General features: G+C 59.7%; 27 protein-coding genes. 12 read left to right on the top strand and 15 right to left on the bottom strand.

Going from position 1 to position 26,308, the window contains the following annotated elements; genetic code table 11:
- The first annotated feature begins 47 nt into the window (after positions 1-47).
- Positions 48-818 (top strand): enoyl-CoA hydratase-related protein, encoded by a 771-nt coding sequence (locus tag AKV04_RS00670; RefSeq protein ID WP_054004559.1) that lies wholly within the window; start codon positions 48-50, stop codon positions 816-818.
- Here the strand turns inward: AKV04_RS00670 and AKV04_RS00675 are convergent.
- Positions 815-1,246 carry an Lrp/AsnC family transcriptional regulator gene (locus AKV04_RS00675; RefSeq protein WP_054004709.1) on the bottom strand — a complete coding sequence of 144 codons (432 nt, stop codon included), beginning with the start codon at positions 1,244-1,246 and terminating at the stop codon, positions 815-817. The two genes, AKV04_RS00670 and AKV04_RS00675, sit on opposite strands and share 4 nt — an antisense overlap.
- A gap of 107 nt (positions 1,247-1,353) precedes the next feature.
- Here AKV04_RS00675 and rocF point away from each other — a divergent pair, with 107 nt between their 5' ends.
- The 3 genes from rocF to AKV04_RS00690 are packed head-to-tail and all read left to right on the top strand — an operon-like array spanning position 1,354 to position 4,259.
- Positions 1,354-2,277 carry an arginase gene (gene rocF / locus AKV04_RS00680; protein ID WP_054004710.1) on the top strand — a complete coding sequence of 308 codons (924 nt, stop codon included), beginning with the start codon at positions 1,354-1,356 and terminating at the stop codon, positions 2,275-2,277.
- Positions 2,277-3,206 (top strand): citrulline utilization hydrolase CtlX, encoded by a 930-nt coding sequence (ctlX, locus tag AKV04_RS00685; protein ID WP_054004560.1) that lies wholly within the window; start codon positions 2,277-2,279, stop codon positions 3,204-3,206. The genes rocF and ctlX overlap by 1 nt, the downstream gene beginning before the upstream one ends.
- A gap of 9 nt (positions 3,207-3,215) precedes the next feature.
- Complete coding sequence (locus tag AKV04_RS00690; RefSeq protein WP_054004561.1) at positions 3,216-4,259, top strand: ornithine cyclodeaminase; 1,044 nt, start codon at positions 3,216-3,218, stop codon at positions 4,257-4,259.
- Here the strand turns inward: AKV04_RS00690 and AKV04_RS00695 are convergent.
- On the bottom strand, positions 4,256-5,296 hold the full coding sequence (locus AKV04_RS00695) for a lysine-2,3-aminomutase-like protein (RefSeq protein ID WP_054004562.1): 1,041 nt from the start codon (positions 5,294-5,296) through the stop codon (positions 4,256-4,258). The two genes, AKV04_RS00690 and AKV04_RS00695, sit on opposite strands and share 4 nt — an antisense overlap.
- A 63-nt stretch (positions 5,297-5,359) precedes the next feature.
- The gene (locus tag AKV04_RS00700) at positions 5,360-5,629 is read right to left on the bottom strand and encodes an usg protein (protein WP_054004711.1); all 270 of its coding nucleotides are present in this window, start codon (positions 5,627-5,629) and stop codon (positions 5,360-5,362) included.
- Between the two features lie 193 nt (positions 5,630-5,822).
- On the opposite strand from AKV04_RS00700, the gene gyrA reads away from it, so the two are divergent.
- The 6 genes from gyrA (at position 5,823) to gluQRS (ending at position 12,085) form a co-directional block, all read left to right on the top strand.
- Positions 5,823-8,537, top strand: coding sequence for a DNA gyrase subunit A (gene gyrA / locus AKV04_RS00705; protein ID WP_054004563.1), 2,715 nt, complete (start codon positions 5,823-5,825; stop codon positions 8,535-8,537).
- Complete coding sequence (locus AKV04_RS00710) at positions 8,530-8,850, top strand: hypothetical protein (protein ID WP_054004564.1); 321 nt, start codon at positions 8,530-8,532, stop codon at positions 8,848-8,850. Before gyrA ends, AKV04_RS00710 begins: the two co-directional genes overlap by 8 nt.
- Positions 8,851-8,986: 136 nt before the next feature.
- The gene (locus tag AKV04_RS00715; protein WP_054004565.1) at positions 8,987-9,364 is read left to right on the top strand and encodes a DoxX family protein; all 378 of its coding nucleotides are present in this window, start codon (positions 8,987-8,989) and stop codon (positions 9,362-9,364) included.
- A gap of 107 nt (positions 9,365-9,471) precedes the next feature.
- A complete protein-coding gene (locus tag AKV04_RS00720; RefSeq protein WP_054004712.1) occupies positions 9,472-9,822 on the top strand; it encodes a DUF6614 family protein in 351 nt (116 codons plus the stop codon).
- A gap of 26 nt (positions 9,823-9,848) precedes the next feature.
- Entirely contained in the window at positions 9,849-11,177 is a 1,329-nt protein-coding gene (gene trmFO / locus AKV04_RS00725) for a methylenetetrahydrofolate--tRNA-(uracil(54)-C(5))-methyltransferase (FADH(2)-oxidizing) TrmFO (protein ID WP_054004566.1), read from the top strand.
- On the top strand, positions 11,165-12,085 hold the full coding sequence (gluQRS, locus tag AKV04_RS00730; RefSeq protein WP_054004567.1) for a tRNA glutamyl-Q(34) synthetase GluQRS: 921 nt from the start codon (positions 11,165-11,167) through the stop codon (positions 12,083-12,085). Before trmFO ends, gluQRS begins: the two co-directional genes overlap by 13 nt.
- On the opposite strand, the gene hisI is transcribed toward gluQRS, so the two are convergent.
- Positions 12,080-12,436, bottom strand: a complete 357-nt coding sequence (gene hisI, locus AKV04_RS00735) for a phosphoribosyl-AMP cyclohydrolase (RefSeq protein ID WP_054004568.1) — start codon at positions 12,434-12,436, stop codon at positions 12,080-12,082. The two genes, gluQRS and hisI, sit on opposite strands and share 6 nt — an antisense overlap.
- Positions 12,437-12,497: 61 nt before the next feature.
- Between hisI and AKV04_RS00740 the strand changes: the two genes are divergently transcribed.
- The gene (locus AKV04_RS00740) at positions 12,498-12,938 is read left to right on the top strand and encodes an iron-sulfur cluster assembly scaffold protein (protein WP_054004569.1); all 441 of its coding nucleotides are present in this window, start codon (positions 12,498-12,500) and stop codon (positions 12,936-12,938) included.
- Positions 12,939-13,074: 136 nt separating this feature from the next.
- Here AKV04_RS00740 and AKV04_RS27465 read toward each other — a convergent pair whose 3' ends face one another.
- From AKV04_RS27465 to sciP, 5 genes are all read right to left on the bottom strand, one after another.
- Complete coding sequence (locus AKV04_RS27465) at positions 13,075-13,197, bottom strand: hypothetical protein (RefSeq protein WP_268871764.1); 123 nt, start codon at positions 13,195-13,197, stop codon at positions 13,075-13,077.
- A 146-nt stretch (positions 13,198-13,343) separates the two neighbouring features.
- Positions 13,344-15,428, bottom strand: coding sequence for an ATP-dependent DNA helicase RecG (recG, locus tag AKV04_RS00745; RefSeq protein ID WP_054004570.1), 2,085 nt, complete (start codon positions 15,426-15,428; stop codon positions 13,344-13,346).
- Positions 15,425-17,539, bottom strand: a complete 2,115-nt coding sequence (gene ligA, locus AKV04_RS00750) for an NAD-dependent DNA ligase LigA (RefSeq protein WP_156317284.1) — start codon at positions 17,537-17,539, stop codon at positions 15,425-15,427. The genes recG and ligA overlap by 4 nt, the downstream gene beginning before the upstream one ends.
- 72 nt (positions 17,540-17,611) lie before the next feature.
- Positions 17,612-18,322 (bottom strand): response regulator transcription factor CtrA, encoded by a 711-nt coding sequence (gene ctrA / locus AKV04_RS00755; RefSeq protein WP_054004572.1) that lies wholly within the window; start codon positions 18,320-18,322, stop codon positions 17,612-17,614.
- A 96-nt stretch (positions 18,323-18,418) separates the two neighbouring features.
- Positions 18,419-18,697 carry a CtrA inhibitor SciP gene (sciP, locus tag AKV04_RS00760; protein ID WP_054004713.1) on the bottom strand — a complete coding sequence of 93 codons (279 nt, stop codon included), beginning with the start codon at positions 18,695-18,697 and terminating at the stop codon, positions 18,419-18,421.
- Positions 18,698-18,835: 138 nt separating this feature from the next.
- Here sciP and mnmA point away from each other — a divergent pair, with 138 nt between their 5' ends.
- Positions 18,836-19,969: a tRNA 2-thiouridine(34) synthase MnmA gene (gene mnmA, locus AKV04_RS00765; protein WP_054004714.1), complete on the top strand. Its 1,134-nt coding sequence runs from the start codon at positions 18,836-18,838 to the stop codon at positions 19,967-19,969.
- A gap of 173 nt (positions 19,970-20,142) precedes the next feature.
- On the opposite strand, the gene lpxB is transcribed toward mnmA, so the two are convergent.
- The 6 genes from lpxB to bamA all read right to left on the bottom strand — a co-directional run bounded on the left by lpxB (position 20,143) and on the right by bamA (position 26,268).
- Complete coding sequence (gene lpxB / locus AKV04_RS00770; RefSeq protein WP_054004573.1) at positions 20,143-21,273, bottom strand: lipid-A-disaccharide synthase; 1,131 nt, start codon at positions 21,271-21,273, stop codon at positions 20,143-20,145.
- Complete coding sequence (locus tag AKV04_RS00775; protein ID WP_054004574.1) at positions 21,261-22,055, bottom strand: LpxI family protein; 795 nt, start codon at positions 22,053-22,055, stop codon at positions 21,261-21,263. Before AKV04_RS00775 ends, lpxB begins: the two co-directional genes overlap by 13 nt.
- Positions 22,052-22,849 (bottom strand): acyl-ACP--UDP-N-acetylglucosamine O-acyltransferase, encoded by a 798-nt coding sequence (lpxA, locus tag AKV04_RS00780; RefSeq protein WP_054004575.1) that lies wholly within the window; start codon positions 22,847-22,849, stop codon positions 22,052-22,054. Before lpxA ends, AKV04_RS00775 begins: the two co-directional genes overlap by 4 nt.
- 2 nt (positions 22,850-22,851) lie before the next feature.
- Complete coding sequence (gene fabZ / locus AKV04_RS00785; protein ID WP_054004576.1) at positions 22,852-23,322, bottom strand: 3-hydroxyacyl-ACP dehydratase FabZ; 471 nt, start codon at positions 23,320-23,322, stop codon at positions 22,852-22,854.
- 88 nt (positions 23,323-23,410) lie between these two features.
- Positions 23,411-23,998 carry an OmpH family outer membrane protein gene (locus AKV04_RS00790; protein WP_054004577.1) on the bottom strand — a complete coding sequence of 196 codons (588 nt, stop codon included), beginning with the start codon at positions 23,996-23,998 and terminating at the stop codon, positions 23,411-23,413.
- Complete coding sequence (bamA, locus tag AKV04_RS00795; RefSeq protein WP_162232810.1) at positions 23,998-26,268, bottom strand: outer membrane protein assembly factor BamA; 2,271 nt, start codon at positions 26,266-26,268, stop codon at positions 23,998-24,000. The genes AKV04_RS00790 and bamA overlap by 1 nt, the downstream gene beginning before the upstream one ends.
- Between the last annotated feature and the right edge of the window lie 40 nt (positions 26,269-26,308).

A 26,308-nucleotide genomic window follows, 5' to 3' on the forward strand; every position in this document is an offset into this window, starting at 1 on the left:
TGGCCCGAGGCCCCTGCCCTGATAGTCTGCGGGCAATCAGGGGGGCTTTGATGTATCAGACGATTTCCTATCAGGTCGAGGCGGCCGTGGCGGTGATCACGCTCAATCGCCCCGAAGTGATGAACGCTTTATCCTCGCTTTTGCGCGCCGAAATGCTGGCGGCGGTGTTGCGCGCGGGCGCTGAGGCGCGGGTTTTGGTGATCACCGGGGCCGGGCGGGCGTTTTGCTCGGGGCAGGATTTGGGCGATGCGTCTGGGCCGCTCGATCTGGAGCGGGTGCTGAACGAGGAATATGTACCGGTGCTGAAGGCGATCACCGATTGCCCGATCCCGACGATTTCTGCAGTGCAGGGGGCGGCTGCGGGGGCTGGGGCGAATCTGGCGCTAGCGGCGGATGTGGTGATTGCCTGCGAGAGTGCGTCATTCATTCAGGCGTTCACCCGGATTGGTTTGGTGCCGGATGCCGGCGGCAGTTACTGGTTGCCGCGTCAGATCGGCCTTGCCCGCGCGATGGGGGCGGTTTTGTTTGCCGACAAGATCAGCGCGCGGCAGGCGGCGGATTGGGGCATGATCTATGAATGTGTGCCGGATCAGGAGTTTAGTGCGCATTGGCAGGCGCGGGCTTTGAGTTTGGCGAATGGGCCGACGCTGGCTTATCGCGGGGTGAAAACCGCATTGCGGGCGTCGTTTGGCAATGATCTGGATCAGCAACTGGCGCTCGAGGCGCAGTTGCAGGGCGCTTGTGGGGCGACGGAAGATTTCCGCGAAGGCGTCGCGGCGTTTCTCGAGAAACGTGCGGCGAAGTTTCGCGGAGCTTAGCGTCGCCCCGCCTTGCGGGTGGATAACAACAGGTTGGTTTCCGAGGTCAGCACACCGTCGATGTTGCGGATACGGTTGATCACCTCATCCAGTTCGATCAGAGTCTGCGTAGAAATCTCGGCGATCAGGCTCCATTTGCCATTGGTCGAATGCACCGCCATCACCGCAGGGATACCCGCCAGCCGCGCCATCACCTTTTCGCCACCCTTGCCCTCGATGATGATCATCATCAGCCCGCGCACCGGCGCTTCGGCGACATCCGAGCGGGTCAGCACGGTGAAACCGGCGATCTCTCCCTTGGCAGTCAACCGCTCCATCCGGGTTCGGACGGTGGCGCGCGACAGGCCCAAGCGTTCGGAAAGGTCGGACAAAGCCGCGCGGCCATCGCGGCGCAACTCGGCAATCAGGCGGGTATCGGTTTCGTCCAACATGGTCAATTTTCCTGCCATTATGCGAGGTGGCTTATGCGGATCGCCATAAATATCTGTATGATTCGACGCAAGATGGAAAGAGTATCGCGCCAAAGGAGAATCTCATGCCCAACACCATTCTGATCGGTGCGCCGATTGACGAAGGCCAACGCCGTCCCGGTTGCGTGATGGGGCCGACCGCTTACCGCGTGGCGGGATTGGCGCAAGCCATCCGCGAATTGGGCCATGGCGTGGAAGATTGGGGCGATATGGTGCTGCCCGCGTTGCAGGCGGTCAGCTGCCCGAACCCGGCGGTACACAGCTTGGCGGAAGTGCTGGGCTGGACCGAAGTGTTGGCCGACAAGGTCGATGATGCGCTGAGCAGCGGCGGTTTGCCGATCATTCTGGGCGGCGATCATTCGCTGGCTTTGGGCTCGGTTGCCGGGGCTGCAGCCTATGCCACGCGGCAGGATCGTCCGCTGTTCCTTTTGTGGTTGGATGCCCATTCCGACTTTCACACGCCTTTAACCACGCAAAGCGGCAATTTGCACGGCACGCCCGTGGCCTATATCGCCGGACGTGAGGGGTTTGAGGCGTTTCCGGCCTTCCCCGCACCGATTCCGGCGTCGCAGATTTGTCTCTATGGCATCCGCTCGGTGGATCCGGCAGAACATGCCGCACTGCTGAAACATGACATCGCGATCAATGACATGCGGGTGCTGGACGAGCGTGGCATCGTGGCCCCGTTGCGAGAATTTCTCGATATGGTGCGCGATGCGGGCGGGATGCTGCATGTGTCTTTGGATGTAGATTTCCTCGATCCTTCGATTGCGCCTGCGGTGGGCACCACCGTTCCGGGCGGCACGACGTTCCGTGAGGCGCATCTGGTGATGGAGCTTTTGCACGAATCCGCACTGGTGACCTCGCTGGATCTGGTCGAGTTGAACCCGTTTCTCGATGAGCGTGGCCGCACCGCCAAACTGATGGTCGACTTGGTGGGCAGCCTGATGGGTCGCAAAGTCTTCGACCGTCCCACCCGGAGCTTCTGATGCGCCGCAATCTGCTGCAAGCCCCCGAAGCGGTGGTGATGATCCGCCCGCACGCTTTCCATTCCAACCCCGAAACCGCCGCCGATAATGCGTTTCAGCGTAAGGGCGACGGGGCGGCCAGCGTCCTTGCGGCTCGCGCTTTGGCCGAGTTTGATCTGTCGGTGAAAACCTTGCGAGATCAAGGTGTTGTGGTGCATGTGTTCGAGGATGACGGCAGCCGCGACACGCCGGATTCCGTCTTCCCGAACAACTGGTTTTCCACCCATATCGGCGGCCGCATCGCGATCTATCCGATGCACGCGGTGAACCGTCGTCGTGAGCGCCGCAGCGATGTGATTGAGATGCTGAAGGCGAAATATCGCGTGCAAGATGTGATTGATTACTCGGGGCTGGAGGCGGATGGCATCGCGCTGGAAGGCACAGGGGCGATGGTTTTGGATCATGTTGGCCGCATCGCCTATACGGTGAAATCCAACCGCGCCGATCCGGTGGCGCTAGAGCGGTTTTGCACACATTTTGGCTACGAGCCGATGGTGTTTGACGCGCATGACGAACAGGGCCGCGAAATTTACCACACCAATGTGCTGATGTGCATCGGCACCGAACTGGCGATGGTCGGGCTGGCGAGCGTGGTGAATCCGGCACGGCGGGCCGAGATTTCGCAGCGTCTGGCCGAGGGTGGGCGTGAAGTGATTGACCTGTCGCCCGCCGAAATCGCCGGTTTTGCCGGCAATGCGATTGAGCTTTCCGGCGATCACGGCCGCTTTCTGGCTTTGTCGCGCACGGCTTTTGACAGCCTGACCCCGGTGAACCGCGACCGCATTGATGCGCTGCTGCCCTTGGTGCCGCTAGAGGTGCCCACTATCGAACTTGCCGGGGGATCGGTGCGCTGCATGATCGCTGGTATCCATCTGACACCTCGGAGCTAAGGAAGCCCCATGAACACGCCGTCGCATCAGGCCTATGTGCCCTTCGTCTCTGTCGATAACATGCTGAAACTGGTGCTGCATCTGGGGGTGGAGCGGGTTTTAAGCGACCTTGCCGCCGAGATTGAGGCCGATTTTCACCGCTGGCCGTTGTTTGACAAGACGCCTCGGGTGGCGTCGCATTCCGATGTCGGCGTGATCGAGTTGATGCCGACCTCGGATGGCGAAACCTATGGCTTTAAGTATGTCAACGGCCACCCCAGCAACATGAAGCAAGGCTTGCAAACCGTTACAGCCTTTGGACTTTTGGCCGATGTGGCGACGGGTTATCCGGTGCTGTTATCCGAGATGACCATCCTGACGGCTTTGCGCACGGCGGCAACAAGCGCCATGGCAGCGAAGTGGTTGGCTCCGGCTGGGTCGACGACGATGGCGCTGATTGGCAACGGCGCGCAGTCGGAATTTCAGGCTTTGGGCTTTAAAGCGATCTGCGGGATTACCGAGGTGCGGTTGTACGACATTGATCCCGCGGCGACGGCGAAATGTGCTTCGAATTTGGCGGGACGTGGTTTGAAGGTGGTGGCTTGTGCGACGCCGGAAGATGCGATTTTGGGCGCGCAGATCATCACCACGGTGACCGCCGACAAGCAATATGCCACGATTCTGACGGATAACATGGTGGGTTCCGGCGTGCATATCAACGCAGTTGGCGGCGATTGCCCCGGCAAGACCGAGCTGCACAAGGATATCCTGCTGCGCTCCTCGATCTTCGTCGAATATCCCGAGCAGACCCGGATTGAGGGCGAAATTCAGCAGTTGGACGCCGATCATCCGGTGATTGAGCTGTGGCAGGTGATCAATGGCCAAGCCAAGGGGCGGACGGACGCGCGCGAGATCACGTTGTTTGACAGCGTTGGCTTTGCGGTCGAGGATTTCAGCGCGTTGCGCTATGTGCGCAGCAAACTGGCGGAAACCGGGTTGTTCACCCAGTTGGATATGATCGCCGATCCCGATGATCCGCGTGATTTGTTCGGGATGATCTTGCGCGCGGGCTAAGCGGGATCGCTGTAGCGGTGCCGCCTGCCCTGCCAATCGGTGATTTGGTAGGCGTCGCCTGTGGTCTCCACATAGCCTGGTCCAATTGGCACTTTGCCAAATCCGCCAGGAATATCCAGCACATAGGTCGGCAGGCCAATGCCGGACAGCCTGCCGCGCAAGGCGGCCATGATCGCCTGACCCGCCGCAATCGTGGTGCGGAAATGGCTGGTGCCACGGGCAAGATCGCAGTGATGCAGGTAATAGGGCGTCACGCGATGGCGCAGCAGGGTGCGGAACAGGCTTTCCAGCGTGGCGGCATCGTCGTTGATGCCTTTCAGCAAAACGGTTTGGGATAACAGCGGAATCCCGGCATCGGCGAGACGTTTCAGGGCAGCTTCAGCCGCTGGCGTGATTTCCTGCGCGTGGTTGGTGTGCAGCACGAGATAAGTGGTGGGGCGGGCGCGCAAAGCTTCGATCATCTCCGCCGTGATCCGTGCGGGGGCAACCACCGGCATGCGGGTGTGAAAGCGGATAATCTCGACATGCGGAATGGCGGATAGCCGCTGCATCAGCGCACTCAGGCGGCGCGGCGACAGCACCAAGGGGTCGCCGCCAGTCAAAATCACTTCCCAAATCGCGGGGGTGGCGGCGATATAGGCCAGCGCCGCTTCCAGATCGGCCTCGGGCAAGGCGCCCTCTTCGCCCACCGCCTCACGGCGGAAGCAGAAGCGACAATAGACCTCGCAGGTGTGAGTGGCGGCGAGGATCACGCGATCCGGGTAGCGATGGGTCAGGCCGGGGGTGGGGCTGTAGGTGGTGTCACCGATCGGGTCGTGCAGTTCCTCGGGGCGGATGGTTAACTCAGCCGTATCGGGCAGGAATTGGCGAGCGATTGGGTCATCGGCACGGATCATAGCTGCCTGCATCTCGGGCGAGACACGGATGCGAAAGGCCTCAGCGACCTGCTGCAAGGCATTGGCCTGATCGGCGGGGGCGAGCCCGGCCTCGATAAGATCTTCAACCCGCGTCAGGGCGCGCTGTGGCAGAATTGTCATTGTGGCCGCCTGCAAAACTCCAGCGGCGCTTATCCGCGCGCCGGGGCGGAATGGCAAGTCCGCCTAATGCAGCCGAAATTCGCCTACCACATTGCGCCATTCGCCTGGTGCTATCAGTTTGCGATGGGTGAATCGCACCGAATGCAGCGGCCCTTCGATCTGGCTTTGCCAAAACTCGATAAAGCCGAAAAGCTGCGGATAATCCGGGGCAAGATCATAGTCTTGCCAAGTGAAGCTATTGAGAACATTGCGATAATCTGGCATCCGGTAGTATAACTCTGCTGTTGTCAGCCCGTAACCTTTCAGCATCAATTCCGTCTCAGTGGCGTGCATGGGTTGCCTGCCTTTCCAAAGCCCACAAGCATATCCTGCGCCATACATATTAATTTTCAATAAAAACAGTATGTTATCACTCACACACCCCTGCTGCCAAAGCCATTTACGCACCTGCCTTGCACCCCAAATGCGGGATAGTGTAAGGTAGCGGCAACCATATCTAGACCCTATACAGGAAGGCGCGGCCCCAGTGACCGACACTCCGGAAACCCCTGAAACGGCAGACGAAAAACCGATCCGCATGCACCATGACGGGCCGCAGATCGACATCGCCGCCGAGATGAAAACCGCCTATCTCGATTACGCGATGAGCGTGATCGTGTCGCGGGCGATCCCTGACCTGCGCGATGGCTTGAAACCGGTGCATCGGCGGATTTTGTTCGCGATGCACGAAACCAACAACGGCCACGACAAGCCTTACCGCAAATCGGCGCGCCCGGTTGGCGATACGATGGGCAAATACCACCCGCACGGCGATTCTGCGATTTATGATGCGCTGGTGCGGATGGCGCAGCCGTTCTCGATGAGCCTGCCGCTGCTGGATGGGCAAGGCAACTTCGGCAGCATGGATGGCGATACCGCGGCGGCGATGCGCTATACTGAAGTGCGGATGGACAAGCCCGCGGCGTTCCTTTTGGCGGATATAGACAAAGACACCGTTGATTTCCAAGACAATTATGACGGCAAAGACCGTGAGCCCACCGTTCTGCCGGCACGCTTTCCCAACATGCTGGTCAATGGCGCGGGCGGTATTGCCGTGGGCATGGCCACCAACATTCCGCCGCATAACTTGGGCGAAGTGATTGACGGCACCTTGGCGATGATCGCCAATCCCGACATCAGCATTGAGCAGTTGATGGAGATCATCCCTGCCCCGGATTTCCCGACGGGGGCAACTATTTTAGGTAGGGCTGGCGCGCGCAAGGCCTATCTGGAGGGCCGTGGTTCGGTGATTATCCGCGCCAAAACCCGGATTGAGGAAATTCGGTCTGGCCGCTTTGCGATCATCATCGACGAGGTGCCCTATCAGGTCAACAAGGCCCGGATGATTGAGATTATCGCCGAGCAAGTGCGCGAGAAGAAGATCGAAGGCATCGCCCATGTGCAAGACGAATCCGACCGGATCGGCGTGCGGGTGGTGATTGAACTCAAGCGCGATGCGACGGCGGATGTGGTTTTGAACCAGCTCTATCGCTTCACGCCGATGCAAACCTCGTTCGGCTGCAACATGCTGGCGCTGAATGGCGGGCGGCCTGAACAGCTGACTTTGGCCGATTTCCTTAGACATTTCATAACCTTCCGCGAGGAAGTTGTGGCGCGCCGCACCGCCTATGAGTTGCGCCGCGCCCGTGAACGCAGCCATATCCTGTGCGGTCTGGCTGTTGCGGTTTCCAACGTCGATGAGGTCGTGGCAACCATCCGTTCCTCGGCGGACCCTGCGGAAGCGCGCGAGCGGCTGATGACCCGGCGCTGGCCTGCGGGGGAAATCATCCCCTATATCAAGTTGATTGATGATCCCTCCCACCCGATCAACGACGATGGCACCTATAATCTGTCAGAACTACAAGCCCGCGCCATTCTGGATCTGCGCCTGCAACGCCTGACCGCGATGGGTGTGAAAGAGATCACCGACGAGTTGCAAGAACTGGCGGGTAAGATCAAGGATTACCTTGAGATTCTGGGCTCGCGCGAACGCATCATGGCGATCATCTCGGATGAATTGCGCGAAGTCCGCGCGATGTTTGCGGTGCCACGTCGCACCGAAATCGTCGACTGGGCCGGCGATATGGAAGACGAAGACCTGATCGAGCGCGAAGATATGGTCGTCACCATCACCTCTGGCGGCTATATCAAGCGCACCCCGCTGATCGAATTCCGCAGCCAGAACCGCGGCGGCAAGGGTTTGTCCTCGATGGCGACCAAAGAAGACGACGTTGTAACGACGCTTTTCGTCGCCAACACTCATACTAACCTCTTGTTCTTCACCACCGATGGCATGGTCTACAAGCTGAAAACCTGGCGGCTGCCCTTGGCAGGACGGACGGCGAAGGGTAAGGCGATGGTCAACATTTTGCCGATCACCCAAGGAGTTAGCATTGCGGCTTTGATGCCGGTGGATGCGCCGGAAGCCGAATGGGAAGACCTGCAAATCGTGTTTGCCACCAGCGACGGCGATGTGCGGCAGAACGATCTGTCGGATTTCACCAATGTGATGCGCAACGGCAAAATCGCGATGAAACTGCCCGAAGGCGTGTTCTTGGTGAACGCCGCGATTGCCGATGAGAACGACGATATCATGCTGGTCACCGCCTTGGGCCGCGCGATACGCTTCCCGACCACGGAAATCCGCGTGTTCAAATCGCGCGGCTCGACGGGTGTGCGCGGAATCCGGGTCGGCGCGGGCGACAAAGTAGTGTCGATGTCGATCATCCGGCATTTTGAGGCCGATCCGGCTGAACGCGAGGCTTACCTCAAGCAACGACGCTTGATGGCGGGTGCTGTAGATGAGGTTGAGGCAGATGACGACGAAGCAGCGGTAGAGGTGGGCCAGCTTTCCACCGAACGCTATGCTGAAATGTCTGCGGCCGAGGACCTGATCCTGACCATCACCACCTCTGGTTCCGGTAAGCTCAGCTCCAGCCATGATTATCCGGTGCGCGGGCGGGGCGGTATGGGCGTCAAAGCCATGGACGGTGCGATGCGTGGCGGGCCGCTGGTGGCCTCGTTCCCGGTCGATCTGTCAGACCAAATCATGCTTGCAACCTCCACGGGGCAATCCATCCGGGTGCCCGTTGATCAAATCTCATTCCGTTCGCGTTCCGCAGGCGGGGTGAAGGTATTCAACACCGGAAAAGGTGAAGAAGTGGTTTCCGTCGCACGGGTTGCAGAACAGGGCGATGAATAATCTTGAGGCGCGGCTGGCCGAACTGGCCGCGCTTCAGCAGACCAGCACCTACGGCGCACTGGCGCGCGATCTGGCGATTCCCGGCCCCGGCGCGATTGCCAAACTAACGCAAGCGCTTGAAATCCTGATGGAAACCGATGCCGCCGCAAACCAACCGTTGCGTGCGGCGCTCTGTGCGGGGCGGTTGGCGCAAGGCTTGCCCGCCCCCGGTTTTTTCGAGAAAGCCGCAAGTCTGGGATATGATCTGGGCGATAATCCCGCAGCATTTGTGCAACAGCATCGCCTGAAGCTTTGGGCGCGCCCCAAAAACTGACCGATTCTCTGTGCATCAGCGCAGATCACAAGCGCGCTGATACCTATTTAATGCATAACTGCTGCAGGTTAAGCCCATTCAAATGCCGAAACCCAATATGGGGCTTGGCCCTAGCAAACGGATATCAGGATTAATCATGGATAAACTCTCTCCCTACGCCCCGCTGGTTGCCCGCATCTTGATCGGCGCACTGTTTTTGATCGCTGGTTTTGGCAAACTGAGCGACGTTGCCGGATTTGCAGGCTATATGGCCTCGGCTGGCCTGCCGACGATCTTGGCTTGGCCTGCGATTATTTTCGAATTGGCCTTGGGTGCGTCGATTGTTCTCGGCTTCCAGACCCGGATTATGGCGCTGCTGGGCGCTGGGTTCTGCATCGTCGCGGCTATGTTGTATCACAACAACTTCGCGGACCAGAATCAAATGACCCACTTCTTGAAAAACTTCGCGATTGCAGGTGGTCTTCTGATGCTGTTCGCGCATGGCGCGGGCGCTGTGGCTATCGACAAACGCTAAATTTGGCGAAAATTGGCGGATGGGCCGGGGGAAACCTCGGCCCTTTTCATGCCGGATTAACGGCTTGGCAAGCAATTGCTGCTTTTCTGATCGCGATCGGAGGCGGCATGAACATCTATCATTGCATGATCGAGTTGAAAGACGGCGCCCGCGCTTTGGCCTTTGCGGCGGCTGTTGAGGCTTGGATGAGCTATCTGCAAGCCCAAGGGTTGATCCTGAACTGGCGGTTGTTGCGGCGAAAATTCCGGCTGGCCTCTGGCACGCATACCGATTTCCTGCTGGAAATTGACGTCGGGGGCTTGGCAGACCTCGATGCGGCGTTCGCAGCGCTCTCTACCCCCGATGAAGCCGCCGAGCGACGATATGACCATATGCATCAGATGATCGCGCAGATTGAGGTTGGGCTTTATCGCCGCTTCCCCGACGCGGCACTACGCGAACGCATCGCCTTGATCTAAAGCCCGCACAGGGCTACATCGCCCCTATGACACAAGAATTGCACATCATCGGCGGCGGCATGGCCGGATCGGAAGCGGCTTGGCAAGCGGCGGAACAAGGCGTGCGCGTGGTAATCCACGAGATGCGGCCTCAGGTGGGTACTTTCGCGCACCGGACCGGAAATTTTGCCGAAATGGTCTGCTCAAATTCGTTCCGCTCGGATGATGATGAACGCAATGCAGTCGGGCTTTTGCATTGGGAGATGCGGGCGGCCAATGGTTTGATCATGGCGATGGCCGAGACGCATCGTTTGCCCGCAGGCGGCGCGCTGGCGGTGGACCGTGACCCGTTTGCCGAGGCTGTCACGGCAAAGCTGAACGCGCATCCGCTGATTTCTTCCTCGTTTGAGGAAGTGACCGAACTGCCCGACGAAGGCAGTTGGATCATCGCCACCGGCCCGTTAACCTCAAGCGCGTTAGCGCAAAGCATTCGTGCCGCGACCGGGGCTGATGCTTTGGCGTTTTTCGATGCCATCGCGCCGATTGTCTATGCCGAGTCGGTGGATATGTCGCTGGCTTGGATGCAAAGTCGCTACGATAAGGGCGAGACGGTTGAAGAGCAGACCGCCTATATGAATTGCCCGATGACCAAGGACGAATACTACGCCTTCATCGACGCCCTGCTGGCGGCCGAGAAAACCGAATTCCATGAGGGCGAAACCGCAGGCTACTTCGACGGCTGTCTGCCGATTGAGGTGATGGCGGAACGCGGGCGTGAGACGTTGCGGTTTGGGCCGATGAAGCCGGTGGGGCTGACAAACCCGCATAACCCGATGAAGCCCTATGCCGTGGTGCAACTGCGCCGCGACAACAAACTCGGCACACTTTACAACATCGTCGGCTTTCAAACCAAGATGAAGTACGGCGCGCAAACCGCTGTTTTCAAAATGATTCCCGCGCTGCACAAAGCCAGTTTCGCCCGGTTGGGCGGCATCCACCGCAACACCTTCATCAACTCTCCCACCTTGCTGGATGATCAGATGCGGCTGAAATCGCGGCCCAATATCCGCTTTGCAGGCCAGATCACCGGGGTGGAAGGCTATGTCGAATCCTCGGCGATGGGTCTGCTGGCGGGCCGGATGGCCGCCGCCGAATTGCAGGGGCGGGTTTTACCGCCGCCGCCGCCCGACACTGCAATGGGCGCATTGATCACCCATATCACCGGCGGGGCCGAGGCGAAAACCTTCCAACCGATGAACGTCAACTTCGGGCTGTTTCCGCCGATTGACGCGCGCGGGGGCCGCAAGGGGCGCAAAGATCGCTACAAAGCCTACACCGACCGCGCGAAAGAATCGTTCACGGCATGGCTTTCGTAACCCGCTTCGCCCCCTCGCCCACCGGACCGTTGCATCTGGGCCATGCCTATTCGGCGCTGCTGGCGCATGACATGGCGCGGGCAGAGGGCGGCAAATTTCTACTGCGGATCGAAGATATCGACCGCAGCCGCTGTCGGCCCGAGTGGGAATGCCAGATTTATGATGATTTGCAGTGGCTTGGCCTACGGTGGGATGCTGTGCCGTTGCGCCAATCAGATCGCCGCGATACATATCAGAAAGCGTTAGATGAGCTATGGGCGCTTGGTCTGATCTACCCTTGTATTTGCTCCCGCCGCGACATCGAGACAGCACAAGCTGCACCCCAAGAGGGCGCCAGCTTGCTTTTTGGGCTAGACGGTATGCCCTATCCTAGGACCTGTCGCAGCCGGATGGCCTACGAACGCCGCTTTCCTGAACAGTATCCAAGACCAACTAATACGACGCTTAGAATTGAACTCGATCGCGTAGCCGATTCGGTTTTTGAACATCGAACCAACAGCGTGGGCAATGATTGGCAGAGTTATGCCTGCTACCATGAAACGGGAATTGGACCGCAGTTGACTCGTGGTCTTATTGAATTCTCACGAGAAGAACTTGGAGTCTTTGTCGGCGACTTTGTGATCGCAGGCCGCGATACAAATACATCATATCACCTGTCTGTGGTGCTGGATGATGCAGCACAGGGCGTAACGCATGTGGTACGCGGAGCTGATTTAACAGAATATACAAAAATACATGCGCTTTTACAACGGCTTCTGGGTCTGCCCACCCCCATCTACCACCACCACCGCCTGATCCGTGATGATCAGGGCAAGCGTTTGGCCAAGCGAGACGACGCCCGCGCTTTGTCGAAATACCGGACAGAGGGCGCGACGCCCGCAGATATTCGCCGGATGGTCGGGCTATAGCGGCTCAGAAATCACCACGTCAACGCCATCTCGCACCGCCGTGTAAAAGCAACTGCGCCGATTGGTATGGCAGGCCGGACCCACTTGCGTCACCAGCGCTAACAGACAATCGCGGTCGCAATCAACCCGCAGCTCCACCAAACGCTGCACATGGCCGGAGGTTTCACCTTTCGCCCAAAAACTGGCTCGCGACCGCGACCAATAGGTCATCGCCCCCGTTTTCAGGGTGCGGGCCAGCGATTCCGCACTCATCCACGCCATCATCAGCACCTCGCCCGAGGCGTGATCCTGCGCGATGCAGGGAATCAGGCCGTTGGCATCGTAAGTCAGCGTTGTGGGGTCGAATTGCATCGGCTGCTCCTTGGCGAAGGCGTGCTGTCGGCTTATCTTGTGGGTAAGAAAAGGGGAAGCCATGAGCGACAGCGATCTCGTCAAACTCTACTCGGGGCGGATTTTGGCGCTGGCGGCCGAGATTCCGCATTTGGGCCGCCTGCCCGCCCCTACGGGAAGCGCGCGCAAACGCTCGCCGCTGTGTGGGTCAACCGTGACGGTTGATGTGGTGATGAAAGCGGGGCGGGTTGCGGATTTCGCCCAGGATGTGAAGGCCTGCGCGTTGGGCCAAGCTTCGGCTGCGATTTTAGGCGGGGTGATTCTGGGTCGCAGCCTTGCCGAGCTTATTGCCGCGCGCCAGATGCTGCTGGCGATGTTGAAAGACAATGGCCCAGTGCCTGCAGCACCGTTTGACGGTTACGAAGTATTAATCCCGGCGCGCGAATATAAGAATCGCCACGCCTCTATTCTTTTGGCGCTGGACGCCGCCTGCGAAGCTGCCGCCCAGGCAGAGGCCGCATAAAAAAACCGCCGCGCATCCCATCGGATGGCGGCGGAAAGTGGCGTTCTTTCACCAAGGCAGTGGCAGGGCAGCCACGCGGCGCATCACTTGGGGACAAATGCGCAGGCCCGGTTCAACAAGACCGCAGGCAGAACCTTCAAAGCGTGCCAGACATTCCCAATCCGGCGAAAAGCAGGGCAAACAGCGACACGACGCCAACGGCATCAGCGACAAGGCTGGTGTTGGAGCGTTTCAGGATTTCGATAATCTCGGTGAACATTGCGACCTCCGTTTGCTTGTTGCCATATTGTTCTCACACTCTTTACCACCTGTAAAGAACTTTATGGGAACATTTGTGAACTTAGGAGAACATAGCCCACGTGCGGTGCTTTGGTTCCCAGACCACAGACACAAGATTGTGAGGTTTCAGCCGACAGAAATCAGTTTTATCGCACGATCTTGATCAAGCAGCCACAAAAGCACTCGGGCAGCCTTGCCGCGCGGGCTGCTCAGATCGGGGTCAATCGCCAACAACGCCCGCGCGTCTGATTGTGCAACCGCCATTAACCCCGCTTGCCGCTCCAGATCCGCGACGCGAAAGCGCGGCAAGCCTGATTGCGCGGTGCCAATCAGATCACCCGCGCCGCGCATCGACAGGTCTTCTTCGGAGATGCGAAAGCCGTCTTCGGTATCACGGATCACTTTTAGCCGCCGCTCACCACTTTCCGAAAGCGGCGCTTGATAGACCAGCAAGCAGGTAGACTCCACGCTGCCGCGCCCGACCCTGCCGCGCAACTGGTGCAACTGCGCAAGGCCAAAGATTTCGGCGCGCTCGATCACCATGATCGAGGCATTCGGCACGTTCACCCCGACCTCGATCACCGTGGTGGCCACCAAAATCTTGGTCACCCCGCTGACAAACCGCGCCATCGCGGCGTCTTTTTCGGCCACCGGCATCTGGCCATGCACCAGCCCCACCACATCGCCCAAAGCCGCGCGCAGGGACTCGAAGCGTTCCACCGCGCTGGCGTAATCGACCAGTTCGGATTCCTCGACCAAAGGGCAGACCCAATAGGCCTGCCGCCCCTCGGCGACCGCACGGGCGAGGTGGCCCACCACCTCATCCATCCGCGCGCCCGAAATCATCACCGTCTTGATCGGCTTGCGCCCGGCAGGCTTTTCATCCAACACTGAGACATCCATATCGCCGTAACTCGCCAGCGCCAGACTGCGCGGGATCGGTGTAGCGGTCATCACCAGCACATCTGCGGCCTGGCCTTTCGCGCCAAGCTCCATGCGTTGTGAGACGCCAAAGCGATGTTGCTCATCGACCACGGCAAGGCGAAGATCTTGAAAATGCACATCCTTTTGAAACACCGCATGGGTGCCCAGCAGGATCTGGATTTGACCATCCTGCAATGCCGCCAGTTTGGCCGCACGATCTGCGCCCTTGTCGCGCCCGGTCAACAACTCCAACCGGATGCCTGCGGCTTCGGCCAAAGGCAGCAGGCCCTCACGGTGCTGGCGCGCCAAAATCTCGGTGGGCGCCATCAGCACGCCCTGCCCGCCCGCCTCAACCGCCGTCAGCAGCGCAAGGAAGGCCACCAAGGTTTTGCCAGAGCCGACATCGCCTTGCAGCAAGCGGTTCATCCGGAGCGGCTCGGCCATATCCTGCGCGATCTCGGCCACGGCGCGGGTTTGTGCCGCAGTCGGCGCATAGGGCAGCGTGGCCAAGACTTTTGCGTGAAGCGCCCCGGTCCCGATACTTGCCACGCCGTTGCCCCGTCGCAGATGCGCGCGGGCCAGTGACAGGGTCAGTTGATGGGCAAAAAGTTCATCATAAGCAAGACGTTGCCGGGCGGGATGGGTGAACGCCAAGCCCGCTTGATCCTGCGGCGCATGGGCGGTTTCCAAAGCCGTGCGCCAATCCGGCCATGCCTCACGCGCCTTCAGGTTGGGGTCGATCCACTCTGGCACCAACGGAGCCCGTGCCAGCGCCGAGGCCGCAGCCTTGGCAACCTGCCGTTGGGTGACGCCAGCGGTCAGCGGATAGACCGGCTCAAACAGCGGCAGATCATCGGCTTCCTCGGGGCGCAAAACATGATCCGGGTGGACCATTTGCGCAATATTATCAAAGAGTTCCACCTTTCCGGATACCAAGCGGCGCTGGCCAGTCGGCAGAATCTTTTGCAGATAGTCGCCGCGCGCATGGAAGAACACCAGTTGGAACTCCAACGCCGCATCGCGCACCATCACCCGGTAGGGGCGGCCCTTTTGCCGGGGCGGGAAATGGCTGCCAACCTCGACCTCGACCGTCACTGTGCAGGGCGGCACCACATCGCGGATTGAGGCTTTGCGGCTGCGGTCCACGGCGGAATGTGGCAGCAAAAACAGCAGGTCCTTCGGCTTTTCCACCCCCAAAAGCGCAAAGGCCTGCGCGGTTTTCGGGCCGACGCCGTCCAAAGTCTCTAACCCGGCAAACAGCGGAAACAGAATTTCCGGGCGGCTCATGCCTGACCTATCAGGGTAAGCCATTGATCTTCATCAATCACCGTAACCCCATGTTTTTCGGCATCTTTCGCCTTCGATCCCGCCCCTGGTCCGGCAATCAGCAGATCGGTTTTGGCCGAGACCGAGCCCGCAACCTTCGCCCCCAAAGCCTCGGCCCGCGCTTTCGCTTCCGCCCGCGTCATCTTTTCCAGCGTGCCCGTGAACACCACGGTTTTCCCGGCCACCGGGCTGTCCACCGGCGCGCGGGCTTGCACCGCTTGCACGTCAAGCTGCGCCACCAAAGCGTCAATCGCCGCGCGTTCCGAGCTGTTTTGAAATGCCGCCACCAGCGAACCCGCCAGCACCGCCCCCACACCGTCAATCGAAATCAGGTCCGCCCATTCCGCGCTGCCCGGCAAAGCATGGGTGATCGCGGCCTCGAAGCCGTCCCATGTCGAATAATGTCGCGCGAGCAGGCTTGCCGCGGCCTCGCCGACATGGCGGATGCCAAGGCCAAAGATCAGCCGATCCAGCGGAATGGTGCGCTTGGCCTCAATCGCAGCAAACAGTTTCTTTGCGGAAACCTCGCCAAATCCATCGCGATTCTTCAACCGTTTCAGCCCATTGGTCGCATCCCGCGCCGCCAGCGTGAAAATATCGGCAGGGGTTTTCACCGGCAGATCTGCATCATGAAAAAACATTTCAACCTGCTTGGCACCCAAGCCTTCGATGTCAAAAGCCCCGCGCGCGACAAAATGCTTCAACCGCTCGACCGCTTGCGCGGGGCAGATCAGACCGCCCGTGCAGCGGCGCACCGCATCGCCGGGTTCGCGATGCGCGACTGAGCCACATTCCGGGCAAATGTCAGGAAAAACATAAGGTTGCGCATCATCGGGGCGACGCAGCAGATCGACATCGGCAATCTTCGGGATCACATCCCCCGCACGATACACCTGCACCCAATCGCCGACGCGAATATCGCGGCCCTCGCGGATCGGGTTGCCCTTGGCACCGCGTCCGGCGATGTAATCTTCATTGTGCAGCGTCGCGTTCGACACCACGACCCCGCCGACCGTGACCGGAGACAGCCGCGCCACGGGCGACAGCGCCCCGGTCCGGCCGACCTGAATGTCAATCGCCTCAAGTCGGGTCCAAGCCAGTTCCGCCGGGAATTTATGCGCAATCGCCCAGCGGGGGGTGGCGGAGCGGAACCCCAGCCGCGCTTGCAAGCCAAGATCGTTGACCTTGTAGACAACGCCGTCGATGTCATAGCCCAAAGTCGCCCGATTGGTCTCTATATGGTGATACTGCGTCAACATCTCCTCGGGGCCTGCGCAAAGCACGGTGAGAGGATTTGTTTGAAATCCCAACTGGTTAAGTCGCTCAATCGCGCCAAATTGGGTAGCTGCCAGCGGCGTTGACAAGGCCCCCCAAGCATAGGCGAAAAACCGCAACGGGCGCGCGGCGGTGATGCTGGCGTCCAGTTGCCGCAGACTGCCCGCTGCGGCATTGCGCGGATTGGCGAACAGTTTGTCGGTCTTTGCCGCCTGTCTTTGGTTCAAAGCGGCGAAATCGGCGTGGCTCATGTAAACCTCGCCGCGCACTTCCAAAAGCTGTGGGGCATCGGTCAGCTGCTGCGGAATATCCGCGATGGTGCGGGCATTCTCGGTGACATTCTCGCCAACCTCGCCATCGCCGCGTGTGGCCGCCTGCACCAGCACGCCATTTTCATAGCGCAAGGACAGCGACAGACCGTCAATTTTGGGTTCGGCGGTATAGGCCAAAGCGCTATCGCTGCCGAGATACTTGCGCACGCGTTCATCAAAATCGGCGATGTCGCTGTCTTCAAACGCATTCTCCAACGACAACATCCGAACCGCGTGCGCGACTTTGCCAAAGCCGTCGGCCACGCCACTGCCGACCTGCTCGGACGGGCTATCGCTGCGTTTCAAGGCCGGAAACCGCGCCTCAAGCGCCAGATTCCGACGTTTCAGCCCATCAAACTCGGCGTCCGACATCTCGGGTGCATCCAGCGTATGATAGGCGCGGTTGGCCGCCGCAATCGCTTCGGCCAGCCGGGCGAGTTCCGCCCGGGCTTCGGCCTCGGTCAACTGCTCAAGATCCACCGCCATTGCCGCCCCCATTTCCGTTTCGCCCAAGTTATGCGGCGGGCCGGAAATGGGCAAGCGCAGGCAAAGGCTCGATCAAGCGCTGGCGGCGAGGCGCGGAGCCAAAGCTGGGCTCGGATCGCGCAGCACATAGCCGCGACCCCAGACAGTTTCGATGTAATTGGTGCCACCGGTCGCCTCTGCCAGCTTTTTGCGCAGCTTGCAGATGAAAACGTCGATGATCTTCAATTCAGGCTCGTCCATGCCGCCATAGAGATGATTGAGAAACATCTCTTTGGTCAGGGTGGTGCCTTTGCGCAACGAAAGCAGCTCCAACATCTGATATTCTTTGCCGGTCAGATGCACCGTTGAGCCTTCGACATCCACCGTCTTGGCATCAAGGTTCACATTGACCCGGCCGGTCTTGATCATCGACTGGCTGTGGCCTTTGGAGCGACGAATGATGGCATGAATGCGCGCCACCAATTCTTCGCGGTGGAACGGTTTGGTGAGGTAGTCATCGGCGCCAAAACCAAAGCCTTTGATCTTGTTCTCGGTATCGTCAGACCCCGAGAGAATCAAAATCGGCGTTTCGATTCGCGCAAGGCGGAGTTGCCGCAGCACCTCATGCCCGGACATATCTGGCAGGTTAAGATCCAAAAGAATCAGATCGTAATCATAAAGTTTCGCCAAATCGATGCCATCTTCACCCAAATCGGTGCAATAGACATTCAAGTTGGCGTGGGTCAGCATCAATTCGATACTACGGGATGTGGTGGGATCGTCCTCAACCAATAAGATTCGCATTCTGGGGGCTCCGGTCACAGGGTCTTGTTCGTTAATGACTTTGGCTGGCAATGGTTAACTACACGTTACTGTGACCATATGAATCCCAAAAACAATCTAAAGTTGTCGATACTTTTGAAGTGTTGTGACGCGCAGGGCTTTTTCGCCATGGGTTTCAACCGCTTGCCGCCAGAGCACGAATTCTTCTTCCGATAAGGCGTAGCGTTCCAAGGCTTCACCCTCAGAAATCAGGCCGTAGATCACGGCCTTGACCACCACGACCTTCCGGCTGGCCACCCAACGTTGGGTGTCGGCCGGCGGTAAATCAGCGCGCGACAGGATGCTGCCGTCGGGCAGAGTGACCTGCCGGGGGCCGTCAACTTTCTTGAGATACATCTTGGGTTCCTCGTTCATACCAAGCCAGTTTGGCGGAACGGGCTTAAACAAGCGTAAAGCCGGGGGTTGAGAGTAGGTGGCATTTTCCTATATTGCGATCTAATGGCCTTAATGCCGCCCCATTCCCCGGAATTTTCGATGTTTGATCAGCCGCTGAACTCGCTTGGTTTCGCCAAGCCGCCTTCTGAAACCCGTGTCGTGGTGGCGATGTCGGGTGGTGTGGACAGTTCGGTTGTGGCCGCACAGTTGGCCGAAGAAGGCTATGACGTGGTCGGCGTGACCTTGCAGCTGTACGATCATGGAGCGGCGCTGGCGAAAAAGGGCGCGTGCTGTGCGGGGCGCGATATTCACGATGCGGCACGGGTTGCCGAGGTCATGGGGTTTCCGCATTATGTGTTGGATTACGAAAACACCTTTCGCGAGGCGGTGATCGAGGAGTTTGCCGACGCATATCTTGCGGGGGCGACGCCAGTACCCTGTATTCGTTGCAATGAGCGGGTGAAATTTAAGGATCTCCTCGCCACCGCGAAGGATCTGAACGCGGATTGTATGGCGACCGGGCATTATATTCAGCGCAAAGTTGGCGATGGGCCAGAGTTGCACATGGCAACGGATGCGAACCGGGATCAGAGCTATTTCCTGTTCTCAACCACGGCGGAGCAGTTGGATTATCTGCGGTTTCCACTGGGGCATCTGGGATCGAAGGCGGAAACGCGGGCTTTGGCTTTGAAGTATGGGTTGTCGGTGGCGGATAAGCCGGACAGTCAGGATATTTGCTTTGTTCCCAACGGCAATTATGCGGCGGTGATTGAGAAACTGCGGCCCGGCTCGGCTGATCCGGGGGATATTGTGGATCAGGCTGGCCGCGTGCTGGGGCAGCATCGTGGGGTCATTCATTACACGATCGGGCAGCGTAAAGGCTTGGGGATTGGGGGGCTGGGTGATCCGCTTTATGTGGTCAAGCTGGACCCGGCTTTGCGGCAGGTGATTGTTGGGCCGAAAGAGGCTTTGTCGACCCGGACGATTCCTTTGCGTGAGATCAACTGGTTGGGGGATGAGGCGTTTGACAGCCGCGGTGAGTGGCATTTGAATGTGAAGGTGCGCTCGACGCGGCCACCTCGGCCCGCGGTGGTGCGGCCGATTTCGGCGACCGAGGCGATGGTGGAGTTGCTCGACCCGGAGGATGGGGTGTCGCCGGGGCAGGCTTGTGTGTTCTATGCGCCCGAAGGCAGCCGGGTGTTTGGTGGCGGCTGGATTTGGCGGGGGCGGTGAGGGTCCCAACTCGGGACCATTGATAATATTGGGTTATTTCGGTGACACGGGTTCTTGGTTAACAAAATTTCTCAGTTTTCGCGCCTTTGGCTGGCCTTAGCCGGGGGTTTCACACCCCCGGACCCCTGTGGGATATTTTCGCCAAGATGAAAGCAATTTTAGATAAAGTTTAGCTACTTTGGCAGCACGGCAAGGACGGATTTTGCGGCCCGCAGGCCGGGGGGCTCGAAGCCCTGCCCCAAGCGCTGCATGGTGAGATGCATCGCTGCGTCTTGGCTGTGCGGGTTTTCCAGCAGGTTGAGCAGCGCTGGGGCGATCAGAGCGGCTCTGCAGTTTTCGCCGATGAATTCCGGGACGGTGCGGGTTTCTGAGACGAGGTTGACCAGCGTCACGGTGTCGATCAGCGCGGCGCGGCGCATCAGCCAGAGCGTGAGCGGATGCATGTCGTAGGCGATCACCATCGGGCAGCTGTTGGCCGCAAGTTCCAGCGAGACGGTGCCAGAGGCGGCAATCGCCACGTCTGCCGCAGCGAAGGCGGCGCGTTTCAGGGCGGGGTCGGTGATGATCTGTGGTTGGATCGGCCAAGTGGCGGTCAGGCTGCGGACCAGATCGGCGACGCCTCGTACGGTGGGCAGGGCGACGCGGGCGTTGGGGTGTTGGGCTTTGATCAGGGCGAGGACCTCGCCGATGACTGGGGCGAGGCGGGTGACTTCGCCTTTGCGCGAGCCGGGAAGCGTTAGGATCAGCGGGCCCTGGCCTGCGAGTTGGGCGATTTCCGCTGGCGTGGCGAGGGGTTCTGACACCACCGGATGGCCGACGAAATCGCAGCTCATACCTGCGGCGGTCATATAGGGCGGCTCGAACGGCAACAGGGCCAGAACGTGGTCGATGACTTTGGCCATTTTGGCGGCACGTCCCGGGCGCCATGCCCAGACCGAAGGCGCGACGTAATGGATGGTGCGCAGCTTGGGGTTCGCCGCTTTGACGATCTTGGCGACGCGCAGACAGAAGTCGGGGGAGTCTATGGTGATCAAGGCGGCGGGGCTGGCGGCGAGGGCGGCGGCTGCGGTCTCGCGGATACGGCGTTTGAGGTGGAAGTATTTCGGCAGCACTTCCGCGATGCCCATGATCGAGAGTTCTTCCATCGGGAACAGGCTGTTCAGCCCCTCGGCCTGCATCAACGGGCCGCCGACGCCTTGGAAGGACACCTCGGGATGCAGGGTTTTCAGACCCGCCATCAGCGCCGCCCCCAAGCGATCACCAGAGGGTTCGCCTGCGATCAGGAACAGATTTAGCGTGCCCATAGCAACAGGCCGTTTGCCTGCGCTGCCGTGATCATTTGCGGCAAATCAAGGCAGATCACCGAGCCTGCTTGGAAGGCTATGCCAGACAGGCCCGCCTCGGCTGCGAGACGGATGGTCTCGACGCCGATGGTGGGCAGATCAATGCGGCGGTCTTGGCCGGGTTTGGCGGCTTTATAGAACAGGCCGCCTTTCGGGCGCAGGCTGGCGGGGATTTGGCTGAGGCTGGTGAGCATGGCATCAGTGCCGGGCAGCGCCTCAACAGCGAGGCAGAGGCCAAGGGCCACGACGCAGCCTTGGCCTACATCGACGGCGCCGAGGGCTGCGGTGATGGTTTCGGCCCGGGCAGCGTCGGATTCGTGCTGCCGGGTGAGGGTTCCGGTGAGCACGCCTGCGGCGGGGAGGAGGGCGGGGGCGATGGCTTCGACGCCGACCACGTCAAAGCCCGCTTCCTCAAAGATCGCGATAACTGCGCGCAGGGTGGCGTCGTCGCCAGCCTGCATGGCGGCGAGCAGGCGCGGCACCATTTGCGCGGTTTGCGGATCGAACAGTGACGGGTCGAGGCGGGGACGTTGCACCGCGCCTGCAAAGATCACTTCGGTGATGCCTTGGTCTTCGAGCAGGCGCAGGAACAGAGCGAGGCGTTCGACGCGGAAGATTTGATCGACCTCTAGGCCCTCGGGCGCAAAACCGTCCAGCGCGCAGATCATCGGGCGATCCGGTAGGGCTGCGACCAAAGCCGCAGGCAGAGCGCCCTGCCCTGCGATGATCGCAAGTTTGCTCATTTTGGTGTCAGGAACGAGCGGTCAGTGGCGGACAGGATGAAATCGGTCATCTCACGCACGTAGTCGCTGTCGGTGTCTTCGGCCAGATGGCGGGCGCGGTCGAGGAAAGAGCCCTCGCCCTGCGCCAAAGCCTGATAGGCGACGCGCATGGCGGAGATGTCGCTGCGCTCGACACCCCGGCGTTTCAGGCCGACGAGGTTCAGGCCATCGAGCACGCCGCGCGGGCCTTGCACGAGGCCGTAGGGCAGCACATCATTCGTCACCATCGTGACAGCGCCGATGATGGCACCGCGCCCGATGCGGACCCATTGGTGGATGCCCGACAACCCACCGATGATCACATCATCGCCAATCTGGCAGTGCCCGGCGATGGCGACTTGGTTGGCGAGCACGATACGGTTTCCGAGTTGCGCGTCGTGGCCGATGTGGGAGCCCGTCATCAGCAGGCAATCATCGCCGATGCGGGTGATACCGCCGCCACCCGCCGTGCCGGTGTTCAGGGTAGCGCCTTCGCGGATTTTGCAGCGTGCGCCGACGATCAGCCGGGTGCGTTCACCGTTGAATTTCAGGTCTTGCGGCACCTCGCCGACGCAGGCGAAGGGGAAAATCGTGGTGTCTTCGCCGATCTCCGTCCAGCCGGTGACCACGGCATGGGATTTCACGGTGACGCCTTTGGCCAGAGTGACCTCGGCCCCGATCAGCGCGAAGGGGCCGATGAAGCAATCGGGGCCAATCGTGGCACCTTCCTCGACAAAGGCCGATGGGTGGACAAGGGCGGTTCCGTGGATGGCCATGATCAGGCTTTCTTCGGCACGTCAAACATCGCCATGAATTCGGCCTCGCAGGCGAGTTCACCATCGACCATAGCGCGACCGGCGAATTTCCACACCCGACCGCCGCCGCGCAGGGCGGTGACGTGGAGTTCCATCACATCGCCGGGCACGACTTTGCGGCGGAATTTCACCGCGTCGACGCCCATGAAGAACACGGTGGCGTTTTTATCGACCAGGTCCATCGACAGGCCGACGAGGATGCCGCTTGTTTGCGCCATCGCCTCGATGATCATCACGCCGGGGAAGATCGGCATGCCGGGGAAATGGCCTTGGAATTGCGGCTCATTAAAGGTGACGTTCTTGATGCCGACGCAGGATTTGTTGGGGTAAATGTCGCGCACCTTATCGACCAAGAGGAAGGGATAGCGGTGCGGAATGATGCGCTGGATCAGCGCGAGGTCGGCGGACAGCGGGGCTGCGGGTTGGTCGGTCATGGGATCTCCGAGGGTGCGGCCCTCTTGGCGGGGCATGTGATCTGACTAGCGAAAACCGCCGGGTAAAACAAGCCTGCGGCCGTAAGGCTTAGGGCGCGGGGGCCGGAGGATTGGGTGGCGGGGGATTGGGAGCCGCTGGTTTGCTGCCGTCACCCAGTCTTGTGTCGATGCGGGCGATCACCTCTTTGGTGATGTCGATCGAACCGAGGCTGACCACGATGGCGGATTTATCCAGGATGGCCACAGCGCCGCGTTCCACCATATAATCGCCCAAAATCGGGGCGACGGCCTGAAAGAACGCCTGCCTGTCCGCGTCACGTGACTTGGCAAGATCGGTGGATTTCAGGTCTTGAGCTTTGCGCAACTCATTGGCTTTATTGTCGAAAGCCTCTGCCAAGGGGCGGAAGTTTTGCGCGGTCATCGTGGCGCGTTTGGTGGTCAGGTCGCGTTCCTCAGCCTCAAGCGCCGCATCGATTTTGCGGTTTTCCGCGAGCAGAGCGGCGGATTCGGACTCGAATTTGGCCTGCAAAGCGCGGCCATATTGCGTGCCGAGATACAACTGATCCTGATCCAGCGTCACGATGGCGGTTTTTTGCACCACACTTTGCGCCGTTGAGGCCTGCGGGAACACGCCAAGCAGCAGCGCCAAAGCCAGCCCTGCCGCCTGCCGTTTCATCAGAATTTCGTCGCGATGGTCAGATCGAAGCTTTGCTCTTCGTCATAGCTTTCTTTCTTGATCGCATTCGAGAAGTTGAACCGCAGCGGGCCGATTGGCGTGGTCCACAGGATCGAAACACCTACGGCGGCGCGTAGATGGGCGCTGTCGTCTACTGCGTCGGGGTTGTTATCCAAGCCCCAGACCGAGCCCATGTCGTAGAACACGCCGCCGGTGATGCCATATTCTTCCGGCAGGCCCAGCGGGAACTCGGCCTCTAGCTTCATCGTGGCGTAGAAATTGCCGCCCAAGGCGTCGCCTGCCGCCGTGCGCGGGCCGATGCCGTTGGTGTCAAAACCACGCATTTTGCCGTTAGCGAAATAGCGGTCGGTGACGCGGGTGTCATAACCACCAAAGCTGTTGACCGCACCACCTTCAAACACCGCACGCAGCGTGACGTCTTCGTTGAAAACCTTGGTTTCAGCCACTGCCAGCGCCGTGGTCTCAACGTATTTCGCATCGCCGCCCAGACCGACAAAATCCTGCCCGAAGCGGAACAACAGGCTGCTTTTCGGGTTCAGACCGGTGACGCGGTTGTCGAACGTGTAGCTATAGCCCAGACCAGAGCCGAATTCAGCGCCACGCTCGCCCTCGGCGATCAGCAACGCTGAAGTCGAAGTCACATCCTTCACGGTATCCTGGAACGCCTTATACCGCAACTCCAGCCGCGATTGCTCGGACAACGGGAATTCAAGCCCGGTGGTGATCCCAACAGCGCGGGTATCATAGAGCGCGCTAGCGTTGTTGGTTTCATTATACGAAGCACCCAGTTTCAGCTTCAGATCGCGGCCCAGCAAAGCCGGTTCCACAAACGAGATGCCACTGTTTTTGGTATCCGAAGCGGTCGAGATATTGACCGCAAAAGCTTGCCCGCGCCCCAAGAAGTTGGTTTCCGAGAAGCCGAGGTTCAGACCAAGACCCGAGCTGGTGCCAAAGCTTGCGCCAAAGCTGATCGAGCCGGTGGGTTTTTCTTCGACATCGACGTTAACGACGATCTCATCCGGGTTGCTGCCGGGTTTGGCATCGACTTTGGCATCGGTGAAGAAACCAAGCGCGCGGATGCGCTCGGCGGCCTGACGGATTTCGCGCGGGTTGAAGGGGTCGCCTTCGACGGTGCGGAACTGACGGCGCACCACTTGGTCGAGGGTTGTGGTATTGCCTTCAATATCAATGCGTTCAACGAAGACCTTCTGACCGCGCTTGATGACGTATTCGACATCCAAAGTCTGGCCACGCTCATTGCGGATCAGACGCGGCTCGACGCTGACAAAGTTGAGGCCCTTGCGCAGAGCCAGATTTTCCATTCGGGCGATGTTGTTGTCGATGATCGAGGGCGAATAGGTGACGCCCGAGCGCATCTTTTGCACAGCGGCAAATTCGGCAGCATCGACGCCTTCAACCTCGGATACCGTGCTGACCTTGCCGATCTTCCAGCTTTGGCCTTCTTTGACGGTATAGGTCACAAAGGTCGCATCGCGTTCGCGTGATAACTGCCCGGTGGCATCCACCACTTGCACGTCGATATAACCACGCGACATATAGAAATCGCGCAGCATCTGCTTGTCGACTTCCAGCCGTTCCGGCACGAAAGTATCGGATTTGATCAACTGACGCAGGAAACCTGCTTGCTTGGTTTGCAGCACTTGCTTCAGGCGGCGATCGCTGAAAGAGCGGTTGCCGACAAAGGAAATACCTTCGTTTTCGACGACTTTGCCTTCGGTGATCTCGAACACCAGATCGACGCGGTTGTCCGAGCGGCGGATGATTTTTGGGTCAACCGTGGCGGCCAGACGGCCCTGCACCCGATAGGCTTCCGAGATTTGCGCCGCATCAGCCTCGGCCTGCGCCGGATTGTAGACCAGCCGCGATTTCGATTTGACCAGTTCGGTCAGCTTTTCGTCTTTGACCAGTTTATTGCCCTGAAAATCGACAACATTCAGCATCGGCAGCTCTTTGACCTTGATCAACAGGGTGCTGCCCTGTGGCACAAGATCAACAGTTTCAAACAATCCCGAGGCGAAAATCCGTTGGTAGGCGTCATTCAACTGCCCGGCTTGCAAAGTCTCACCGCGAGCGATTCCCGCATATTTCAGGATCGTGGCGGCATCGACGCGCGCGTTGCCTTCCACGGTGACGCTGCTGAAGCTGTAGCTTTCGGCATGGGCAAGCGTGAGGAACGGTTCAGAAACCATTGCGCTGGAAAGCAGAATTGCAACAAGGGTTGGGCGCATGAGGCCTCGGAGCATCCCCTTGCGCGTGATACCTGCGCTT

The organism is Cypionkella psychrotolerans (assembly GCF_001294535.1).
Classification (GTDB): Bacteria; Pseudomonadota; Alphaproteobacteria; order Rhodobacterales; family Rhodobacteraceae; genus Cypionkella; species Cypionkella psychrotolerans.